This is a genomic window from Kitasatospora sp. NPDC096140 (genome assembly GCF_040303045.1).
GTDB lineage: Bacteria > Actinomycetota > Actinomycetes > Streptomycetales > Streptomycetaceae > Kitasatospora.
Map to the genome: position 1 here is coordinate 63383 of NZ_JBEOUW010000046.1, position 10547 is coordinate 73929.

The 10547-nt window shown below is 75.1% G+C and carries 7 protein-coding genes and 1 rRNA gene; all 8 read right to left on the bottom strand.

The genetic code is table 11. The features are described 5' to 3' along the window. Positions 1–7: 7 nt before the first annotated feature. Positions 8–1786: a restriction endonuclease gene (locus ABT048_RS34200; protein ID WP_350525482.1), complete on the bottom strand. Its 1779-nt coding sequence runs from the start codon at positions 1784–1786 to the stop codon at positions 8–10. A gap of 116 nt (positions 1787–1902) precedes the next feature. Further along, positions 1903–3633: a hypothetical protein gene (locus ABT048_RS34205; RefSeq protein ID WP_350525483.1), complete on the bottom strand. Its 1731-nt coding sequence runs from the start codon at positions 3631–3633 to the stop codon at positions 1903–1905. A gap of 539 nt (positions 3634–4172) precedes the next feature. After that, positions 4173–4829, bottom strand: coding sequence for a YigZ family protein (locus ABT048_RS34210; RefSeq protein WP_350525484.1), 657 nt, complete (start codon positions 4827–4829; stop codon positions 4173–4175). Positions 4830–4938: 109 nt separating this feature from the next. Beyond that, a complete protein-coding gene (locus ABT048_RS34215) occupies positions 4939–6228 on the bottom strand; it encodes a DUF6986 family protein (RefSeq protein ID WP_350525485.1) in 1290 nt (429 codons plus the stop codon). A 111-nt stretch (positions 6229–6339) separates the two neighbouring features. Beyond that, positions 6340–7989, bottom strand: coding sequence for a DUF2637 domain-containing protein (locus ABT048_RS34220; protein WP_350525486.1), 1650 nt, complete (start codon positions 7987–7989; stop codon positions 6340–6342). A 218-nt stretch (positions 7990–8207) separates the two neighbouring features. Next, positions 8208–8873 (bottom strand): response regulator transcription factor, encoded by a 666-nt coding sequence (locus ABT048_RS34225; protein WP_350525487.1) that lies wholly within the window; start codon positions 8871–8873, stop codon positions 8208–8210. Next, positions 8825–10234, bottom strand: coding sequence for a sensor histidine kinase (locus ABT048_RS34230; protein WP_350525488.1), 1410 nt, complete (start codon positions 10232–10234; stop codon positions 8825–8827). Before ABT048_RS34230 ends, ABT048_RS34225 begins: the two co-directional genes overlap by 49 nt. Before the next feature lie 225 nt (positions 10235–10459). Beyond that, positions 10460–10547: ribosomal RNA gene (rrf, locus tag ABT048_RS34235) — 5S ribosomal RNA — on the bottom strand; the annotation flags it as partial.

The window sequence follows — 10547 nt, forward strand, 5'->3', positions numbered from 1 at the left end:
GGGAGGGTCAGCGGCCGACGGCGAGCGGCAGACCGAGGTGGGTGCGGGCGAGCTCGCGGACGCCGTCGCCGTCGACCAGGTGGATGTGGCGGTGGCCGTCCTCCGCGGCGAGGTCCAGGGCCTCGTCGCTGAAGCCGCCGGTGGTCAATCGCAGGCCGCGCTCGGCGGACTCCTCGTCGACCGCCTCGGCCAGCGTGACGAGCTCCTCCGCGGCGACCGGCTCCGGGCCCCGGGAGGCCCAGACCACCCAGCGGCCGGGCAGTGCGCTGCCGGGTGCGCCCTCCCCGGTGGCGACCAGCCCGGCCGGGCCGCGCAGCCGGACGCTCCACTGGGCGATCCCGCCCCGGGTGAGCAGGTCGCGCACCAGCTGGGCGAACTCGTTGGCGGACAGGTCGGACGCGGCCGGCACGGTGGCCCCGGCCCGGGCGGCCGGCCGGACACCCGCCCGGTCGTACGGGTCCGGGGTGACGGCGGCGCCGAGCTGGCGCAGCCGGACGAGGGCCTCGTCCTGCTCGGCGTCGGCGTAGACGCCCTCGTCGTCGCGCTCCTCGTACGGGGTCTCCGGCGGCAGCAGCCGGGTGCGGGCCAGCGCGTCGCGGTCGGCGTCCACGCTGACCAGGCAGAGCGGTTCGGCCGCGCCGGGCTCGCGCAGCCAGCCGTTGAGGACGACGCCGGCGAGTATCTCGTCGGTGTCCACCGCGTCGGCGGCCTGCAGGGCGCGCAGGGCGAGCCGGGCGACCAGCCGCAGGTAGTCGGTGGCCCGGTCGGCCGGCGGGCGCGGCACCGGGACGATGTCGCCGTCCGGGGCGAGCCGGTAGCCGGCGAGCGAGGGCACCAGGTCGAGCGGCGGCAGGTCGAGGTCCAGCACCGCCGTGCGGGTGAGCGGACGGAACACCGCCCGGCAGGCGGCGGGCAGGTCCTGGGTCGCGGTCTCCGCCGCGGCCAGCGCCCGCTCCAGCAGTGACTCCACGGCGGCGGGCTCGGCCAGCCGGTAGGCCCGTCGGCACTCCTCCAGGCTCTCGTTGTACTCGCGCACCGCGCGGGCGCGGGCCTCCTCGGCCGCCTCGTGGGCACGGCGGGACTCGTCCGCGGCCGGGCTGCCGGCCTCCGCCCGGCGGGTGCGCCACTCCCGCAGGGCGCGCTGGTGGGCGAGCCTGGCCCCGGCGAGTTCGCGCTGGTAGCCGGAGTCGAGCAGTCGGCGGGACGGGCCGGCCGCCGGGTCGGCCGAGGCCGGCTCGGCGGGTGCGAAGTCCTCCCAGCGGGGCTCCGGCACGTCGGCGGTGCCCGGGCCGTCGGCCGGGTAGGGCCGGGGCTCGTAGTGGCGCAGCTGGCTCTCGAAGTCCATGGCCGAGACGGGCAGCGCGGCCCGCCGCAGCAGGTCGGTGAGCCGGTCGTGCTCGGCCTGGACGGTGACCGTGCGGTGGTGGGTCAGGGCGGCGGCCCGGGCGTGCGCCGCGACGGCCTCGTCCGGGTCGGCCGGGCCCGGGGCACCGGCGCCCGGCCCGGCCGCGTCCGGCTCACCCGCGTCGGGCGCGGCCGAGCCGGGATCGACGGCGCTCGGGCGGGCCCCGCCCCGGCCTGCGCCCCCGGCGGGGCCCGGGACGGACGGGCCGTCACCGGCCCGACCGTCAACGGCCGGGTCCCCGCCGGGACGGCCGGTGGCGTCGGCGTCCGGCTCCGCGGCCCCGTCGACGCCGAGGTCGCGGAAGACCGAGGCGAGGAAGCCCGGCTGGGGGACCCGGACGGTGGTGCTGCCGTCGGACCGGCCGTCTGCTGAGTGCTGCATCGGTCGTCGTTCCCCCATGCTCGTCCGGCGCCTGCCCGGGGGCGGTCGGCGAGCCTGCGGACCCACCCCCTGCCGGACATTGTCCACCGAACGGGCGCGGCGGTCAGCCAAGCCCGTCAGTTGGTCCGGGTGTTGGTCAGGTGCAGACCGATGTAACCGACGTAGATCCGGCCACTGCCGGAACAGTCGTCCAGGTAGTGCAGCCGGGGTGCGGTCCGACCGCCGCCGATCCGCAGGTGCGCGCCCATGAACGCACGCCGGGAGGCGTCGACGCATTCCGGCACCGGCAGCATCCGCTCGCGTTTCCACTTGGTGTGGCTGAACACCGTCCTGGACTCCCCGCGCACGGCCTTGCGCGGCGGGAAGCGGTGGCAGCCCTCCGGTGTGTGCTCGCACCACTGCTTGAAGTCGCCGCCGGCCCTGCCGCACACGGCTGCCTCCGCGTACTCCTGAAGGGCGGTCAGACCGTCCCAGGCGAGCCGGGCCCAGCCGGCACCGACGCGCTGGAGCTCGTCCAGGGCGAGCGCGCTCTTCTGGTCCCCGGTGAACGTCAGCAGCGTGAACTCGCCCATCCTGGCCATGAGTTCGGTGAAACTCTCGGGCTTGCCGCAGGGGTCGGCGGGCTGGGCGGCGAAGCGCGGACCGAGTGCCGGCCCGGCGCCCGGGGTGGTGCAGTGGCGGCCGGTCAGGGCGCGGGGGCCGGACCGGAGACGACCCTCGTGGGCGTCCCGGCCGTCCCGGGTGTCCCGGGTGTCGTGGCGGTCGCGGCGCTCCAGGCGCAAGCTGTGCCGGACCCGCTCCAGTTCGTCGGCCCTGGCCTGCTGCTCGGCGCGGTCCTGCTGCTCCTCGTGGGCGAGGGCGGCCAGTTCGGCCCGGACGACGGCCCCGTCGGCACCCGGGTGCGCGGCACTCCGATGCACGACGGTCGAGTCGGCGGCCCGCCCGGAGGCCGGGCGGAGCTGCGGCGGCGGGACGCGCAGCACCGGAACGGCCGCCAGCGGTACCGGCAGCGGCTGGTCGGCGGCGAGGCGGCGCGGTTCGCGGGCGAGCAGCCCGGCGGCGCGCCGCAGGTCCTGTTCTATTCGGCCCCGGGCGAGCACCGGGTGTCGTGCACCGTCCAGCCGGGAGGCCGGGTCCACCTCGGGCAGGTAGGTGCGCACCGCCCCGCCGTACACCGAGTGGTACTCCAGCGCGACGTTGAATCCGGTGCGGGCGCCGGGATCCAGGACGTAGGCGGTGGCGAGGCCGGGCAGCTGGTGACAGAGCGGGCCGACCACGTCCGCCACCCAGTGGTCGACCGGGAGGTTCACCGGGACGCTGGCGACCACGGTGGGCAGCCGGCGTTCCGGGTCGCACAGCTCGTCGATCAGGGCGTCGACCTCGGCGGCCGTGATCACCCGGGGCGCGGTGTGGACGGCGGCCGGGCCGTCGGCGGCGTCGAGCAGCGGCAGCAGCGAGCGGGCCAGCTCGGGCACCGGCACCCGGCAGGGGGTGCGTACGCCGCTGCCGGTGCTGTGCGTCTCGGCCTCCAGCCGGACCCAGGTGGAGCCGTCGGCGCCGGTGGCCACGGTGAGCGTGAGCTGCTGGGTGCCGTGCGGGGCCGGGGTGCGCAGGCGGCGGCGGTCGTAGCGGCCGGCGCCCGGGCCGCCGCGCAGCGGGCCGTGGTCGCGGTCGAGCAGGACGCGCTCGCCCAGGCGGAGGCGTTCGGCGAGGCCCGGCGGCTCGGGGGGCGGTGCATCGGACGCCGGCGGGGGCTCGTCGCAGCCCTCCTGCTTCAGCCAGGAGGCGAGCTGTTGGTCGGCCAGAGAAACCGCCTCGGCGTGCGGGAGCGCCGTGGTGACGGTCATCCGGTAGGGCGTCGCGGGACCGCGGGGGCCGGGGAGGTCGGAACCGGCGTGCGAGCGGGCGCGGTTCGAGGTCGGGCGGGTCGGGGTCGAACGGTCTGAAGTCCAACGGTCTGAGGTCATGCGCATACCTCCGTGGTGCGGGGTGGGGTCCTGTGTCCTCCATCGATGGGTTTCGTCCGGTTCCGCCGGATCCTTGCCCAGGAAACGCCATGGCCCGGAGCGGAAGTTCCAACTCCGGGCCACGACCCTACGTTCGAGTGAATCTGTTCAAGCCGTCTTCCGCGTGGCGCAGGGCCTGGGCTACCGGACGCCGCCCGCGGAGGGTGCGCGGGGTGCCTCGCCGCACGGGCTCCCGCCCGGACGCCCGGGCCCCGCTCGGGCCCCGTCGTGCCCCGCTGAGCTGCGGTTCCGGGCGGGCGCCGGGACGGGACGGCCGACGGGCAGCCCGCCGGGGCCGCGTGGTTCGCGACCGGTACCACGGGTTCGGCCCCGGGGCCGCGCCCGATGCGCACGTGGACCGGCGCCGCCGCGCCGGGTGCTCAGACCGGGACCTCGACGTAGGTGCGTCCGGCCGGGACGGCCGCAGCGGAGCCCCCGGTCGCCTCGGCCAGCCAGGTGTGGAAGGCCGCCACCCCGGGCTCCGGCACGCCCACCTCGATCCGCACCCCCGACGCCTCGTAGGCCAGGTCGTTCACCGCGTACCCGGCCGCCCGCAGGTCGTTCTCCAGCCGCCCGGCCCGGACGTGGTCCACCGTCACCGCGAGCAGCGCGACCGGCCGGCGCTCCAGCAGGCCGATCCCGTCCACCGCCTCGGACACCGCGTTGCCGTACGCCCGCACCAGGCCGCCCGCCCCGAGCTTGATCCCGCCGAAGTACCTGGTGACCACGGCGACCGTGTCGGTCAGGCCGCGTCGGCGCAGCACCTCCAGCATCGGCACCCCGGCCGTGCCGCCGGGCTCGCCGTCGTCGCTGGAGCGCTCGCGGCGCTGCTCGTCGCCGACCACGAAGGCGGTGCAGTTGTGCCGGGCGTCCCAGTACTGCTTGCGGATGCCGGCGATGAAGGCCTGCGCCTCCTCCTCGTCGGTGACCCGGGCGAGGTGGCAGATGAACCGGGACTTCTTGATCTCGGTCTCGTGGCTGCCGGCCCGCCGGATGGTGAGGTACGGCCTGGCGGTGGGCTCCGGCGTGGCGGACATGGCGCGGTGCTTCTCCCGGGAACGGCGACGGCTGGCGGCGCACCCCGGTCGCCGGGGCGGCACCGCCAGCCTAGTTGGCGCACGGGCCGGTGGACCGGCGGCCGCGGGGTCAGCGGCCGGCGAGGGTGTTCAGCCGCTCGCGGTCCAGCCCGGTCAGCGCGGTGACCTCGGCGAGGTCGACGGCGCCGCAGTCCAGGCCGCGCAGCAGGTAGCCGCTGAGCGCGCGGGCGGTGGCCGGCTCGTCCATCACGTCGCCGCCCGCCTTGGCGACGTACGCGGACAGCCGGGCCGCGGCGGCGGCCAGGCCCTCGCGGTAGAAGGAGTACACGGCGACGTAACGGGTCGGCAGGTGCGCCGGGTGCATGTCCCAGCCCTGGTAGTAGGCGCGCGCCAGCGAGCGGCGGACCAGGTCGTGGTGGAGCTTCCAGGCGGCGTGCACCTGCTCGGTGGAGCCGGTCGGGATGACGTTGGTCGAGCCGTCGGAGAGCCGGACGCCGGTGCCGGCCGCGGCCACCTGCATGACCGCCTTCGCGTGGTCGGCGACCGGGTGGTCCATGCTCTGGTGGGCGGCGCTGACCCCGCAGGCCGCGCTGTAGTCGAAGGTGCCGTAGTGCAGACCGGTCGCCCGCCCCTCGGCGGCCTCGATCATGCGGGCGACGGTGGCCCGGCCGTCCGGGCCGAGGATGGCCTGCGTGGTCTCGATCTGGATCTCGAAGCCGATGCGGCCGGCGGGCAGCCCGGCCCGGCGCTCGAAGTCCTCCAGCAGTCGGACCAGTGCGGTGACCTGCTCGGCGTAGGTGACCTTGGGCAGGGTCAGGACCAGGCCCTCCGGCAGGCCGCCTTCCGTGAGCAGGGTGGCCAGGAACAGCTCCAGGGTGCGGATGCCGCGGGCCCGGACGGGCGCTTCCATGCACTTGATCCGGATGCCGATGTACGGCGGGGCGTCGCCCCCGGCCACGGCCGCGGCGACCAGTCCGGCGGCCCGGACGGCGGCGGCGTCCTCCTCCGCGTCGGGGCGGGGGCCGTAGCCGTCCTCGAAGTCGATCCGCAGGTCCTCGATCGGCTCGCGCTCCAGCTTGGCGCGGACCCGGGCGTGCACGTCGGCGAGCAGGGCGTCGTCGGCGACGCCGAGGGCGCGGGCCAGCTCGGCGGGGGTGCCGGCGTGGGCGTCGAAGGCCGCCAGCGCCTGGCGGCCCCACTCCCGTACGGTATCGGCGGCGAAGGCGTCGGCCGGGACGTAGACGGTGTGCACCGGCTGCCTGGTCCCGGAGTCGCCCGGGTAGCGGCGCGCCAGGTCGGCGTCGACCGGCGCGAGCAGCGCCTCCACGGCGGCCAGGGCGGCAGCAGAGAAGGAAGCCCCGCCCGTCGGCCCGTTTCCGTCCACCTCGACCTGCGACATCCGCACTCCTCCATGCCGAACCAGCGCTTCAACAATTTGTTGAGGCGAAGGTAGCTGTGGTGGGGACGGCCGTCAATGGCCGACCGAGCGCCGGACGGTGGACCGCTGCGGTCAGTCCCTCCCGGCGGCGGCGTAGCGGTCGCGCAGCGCCGGGAAGAGCTCGGCGACCTCCTTCGGGTGGACCGAGCCGTCGGGGCCCTTGCCCGTGACGCCGTACTCCCTGGTCAGCCAGTCGGCGAGGCGCTGCGGGTCGGGCTGGTGGCCGTGATTGTCCATGTACGAGACGAGGGCCTCGTAGGCGAGGTCCGGGTCGAGCCGCGAGGCCGTCGGGCGGGTTTCGGCGTGCTCGGCTTGGGCGGGCTCCTCGGCCGGAACCGGCTGCTCGGCCTGGGCGGACTGCCCGGACGAAGCGGGCTGCCCCGGCTGCTGCGGCGCCTGGGGCTGCGGCGCGACGGGCTGCTCGGGCTGCTGCGGGGCGGCCGGCCGCTGGGCCTGTGGCCGGGGCCCGGACCCGGCGGGCGCCGGGACGGAGGCGGGGCCGGGGGCAGGAGCGGCGGCCTGGGCGGCGGCCGCAACGGGCTCGTCGGCGACCGGGCGCGGCGGCTTGAACCAGGGCGAGGCCTGGCCGGGAACCCGCCCGCCCGGACCGGCGTCGGCCGGGTGACCGGTGGTGCGGACCGGTCGCTCGGTCCAGACGTTCAGCTCCTCGCGGTGCGGCTCCGGGACGGCGTCCACCGCCGCCTCCGGCTCCTGCGCGGCGCGCAACCGGACGGCCGCCAGCTTCGCGAGCATGGGCGCGGCCACCTCGGCGGGCATCGGTGCGACGGCCGCCGGGGCGTCGGCCTGGGCCGCCGCGGGCTGCGGCTGGGCCTGCGGCTCCAGCGGGGCCTGCTGTGGGCTCGCGGCCTGCTGCGGGCGGGCGGCCTGCGGGGCCTGGGTGGTCTGCTGCGGGTGCTGGAGCTGCTGCGGTGCGCCGACCGGGGCCGCGGCCGCCGGGGCGATGGCCGTGGCCCTGGCCCCCTGGGGAGCCAGCTCGCGCGACTCCTGACCAGCCGGCACCTCCGCGGCCTCGCGCTCGCGGGCCTCGTCGTCCAGCCGGTCGAGCAGCCCCGGGTCCAGCGGAACGCCGAACTTGGCGAGCTTGAGCGGCAGCAGCGCCTGGATCGGCGCCGAGCGGCGCCAGCCGCGGCCGTAGCGGAAGCGCAGCTGCGCCCGGTAGACCAGGCGGTTCTGTTCCAGTCGGATGACCTCGTCGTAGGAGCGGAGCTCCCAGAGCTTCATCCGACGCCAGAGCCGGAAGGTCGGCACCGGGGACAGGAGCCAGCGCATCACCCGGACCGATTCCATGTGGCGGTCCGCCGTGATCGCCGCGATCCGGCCGACCGCGTGGCGGGAGGCCTCCACCACGACGACGAAGAGCACCGGGATGACGGCGTGCATGCCCATGCCGAGCGGGTCGCCCCAGGAGGCGGCCGCGTTGAAGGCGATGGTGGCGACGGTCAGCAGCCAGGCGGTCTGCCGGAGCATCGGGAAGGGGATCCGCAGCCAGGTCAGCACCAGGTCGAGCGCGAGGAGCACGACGATGCCCGCGTCGACGCCGATCGGGAAGGCGTAGGAGAAGGCGCCGAAACCTTTCTCCAGGGCCAGCTCGCGCACCGCGTTGTACGAGCCCGCGAATCCGATGCCCGAGATGATGCAGGCACCGGCCGCGACCAGGCCGAGTAGGCCGCGGTGGGCCTTGGTGAGCGTTGGGCGTGCCATTACGTCTATCAACCCCTGGATGTCGGCTGCGGCCGTACGCTGCCTCGACTGTCGGGTCCCGCTGGTCGGGCCGCCGGATGGCTGAAAGCCACCGGGCTCGGCCAACCGGAGTTTACTCGTACACCTGTTTAAGCGTTCCCGCAGCCTGGGGTGTCACGGTCCACGGCACGGCGGCGGCCGTGGACGGTCCGGCCCGCCCCGGGGAACCGGCCGGACCGTCAGCGGCTCTGCCCCGCCGTACCGTTGAGGTACGTCAGCACGGCCAGCACCCGACGGTTGGCGTCCTCGGCCGGGGCCAGTTCGAGTTTGGTGAAGATGTTGGCGATGTGCTTGGCCACCGCGCCGTCGCTCACCGAAAGGCGAGCGGCGATCGCCGAGTTGGAACAGCCCTCGGCCATCAGCTCCAGCACCTCGCGCTCGCGCGGGGACAACCGCAGCAGCGGGCCCGGCCTGCGCGAGGTGGTCTGCATCAGCTTGGCGATCACGTCCGGGTCCATCGCCGTCCCGCCCGCCGCCACCCGGCGGACCGCGTCGATGAACTGCCCCGCGTTGAACACCCGGTCCTTCAGCAGGTACCCGATCCCCCCGGTGCCGTCCGCCAGCAACTCCCGCGCGTACAGCTGCTGGACGTGCTGCGAGAGGACCAGGACGGGCAGGCCCTGGATCTTCTGGCGGGCCTTGAGCGCGGCCTGCAACCCCTCGTCGGTGAGCGTCGGCGGCAGCCGGACGTCGACCACGGCCACGTCCGGACGGTGGGTGAGCAGCGCCTCCAGCAGCTCGGGCCCGGTCTCCACCGCCGCGACCACGGTGAACCCATGGGCCTCCAGCAGCCTGATCAGGCCTTCGCGAAGGAGGTAGAGGTCCTCGGCGAGGACAACTCGCACGGCAACTCCAAGGTGATGGTGGTGGGACCGCCCGACGTGCTGTCGATGGCGAGGACACCGTCGAAGGTACCCAATCGCTTCTCGATCCCGCGCAGTCCCGTCCCCCGCGAGGGATCGGCCACGCCCACGCCGTCGTCCGTCACCGTGACCCGCAGGAAGCCGGCACGGTACAGGATGTCCACCCACACCTGTTCGGCGCCGGAGTGCTTGGCCGCGTTCGCCATCAGCTCGCAGATGCTGAAGTACACCGCGGCCTCCACCGGGGCCGCCGGCCGGTCCGGCAGACTCACGCACACCTCCGTCGGCAGCGAGCTGTCCAGCGCCAGGGCGCGGACGGCATCGCCCAGGCCCCGCTCGGCGAGCACCGGCGGGTGGATGCCGCGCACCAGGTCCCGCAGCTCCTGCAGGGCCCGGGCCGAGGACTGCCGGGCCTCGGCGAGGAGCTCCCGGGCCGCCGTCTGATCGGTGTCCATGAGGTGTTCGATGGTCCCCAGCGTCATCCCGATCGCGACCAGCCGCGCCTGCGCGCCGTCGTGCAGGTCCCGTTCGATCCGCCGCAGCTCGGCCGCCTGGTTGCCCGCCGCGTCCGCCCGCGTCTCGGTCAACTCGGCCACCCGCCTGGTCAGCTGGGCGTGCGTCGCCCGGCCGTCCCGGTCCAGCACCCGGCGGGCCGCCTCCGCGTACGCACGCACCGCGAACGGTGCCATGAGTATCCCGACCACGATCATGGCGGCCCCGAGCCCGACGCTCAACAGGATCGACACCGAACGCGCGTTCAGCGGCCCGAACCCGGCCGACGGAACCGGCCCCGCCAGGGTGTAGGCCGCCCCCACCACGAGCAGGGCGGCCACCGGCCCGGCCAGGGCCAGCGTCAGGAACGGGTTCACGGCGAGCCAGGTCAACTCACCGCGGGTGGTGCTGTCCCGCAGGCCCCAGTGGACCAGCTGTGCGTACTTCGCCACCGTCTGCGAGCGGTGGTACGAGTACCCCGTCCACCAGTGCCCGCGGTCGTCCAACTCCAGCCCCGGCATCGGTCCGTAGACCGCAGGAAGGCGGATCCCGAACCAGCGCTCCAGCAGTCCCCGCGTACGGTTCGCGGTGCGGCGGATGTTGTTGGCGGCCACGACGGCCCCGACGGCCACTCCCACCAGGAGGGCGAAGAAGACCTGGAGGTCGTAGGCCTCCAGCAACTGGGACGTCACCACGCCCGCGATGATCGCGGCACCCAGCGGCAGCACCGTCCCGGGCACCGCGGCGAGCACCACCACCGCAAGCCGGGCCAGCCCCTCACCGCCGGCCACGAAGGCCGTCCGGGCCTGAGCACGTACGGACGTGCCGCTCGTACGACTCGCTGTTGTCACGGGAAGCTCCTGATGCCGGTACCGATCGTCCTCCCTCAGTGTTCACGAACCGCCCGCCACCCACACTGGCCGTGGTACCCCAATCCCGAGGTGGACCTAGGACCACCTGCGCGGTTGAAGCAACACCAGATCATCGGATTTCCGGGAAAACACGCCGGGAGAAAGTCCCGGGAAACGCGAAGAACCCCCATCCGGAATCCGGATGGGGGTTCTTCAGCAATGATTGTTCGGCGGCGTCCTACTCTCCCACAGGGTCCCCCCTGCAGTACCATCGGCGCTGTGAGGCTTAGCTTCCGGGTTCGGAATGTAACCG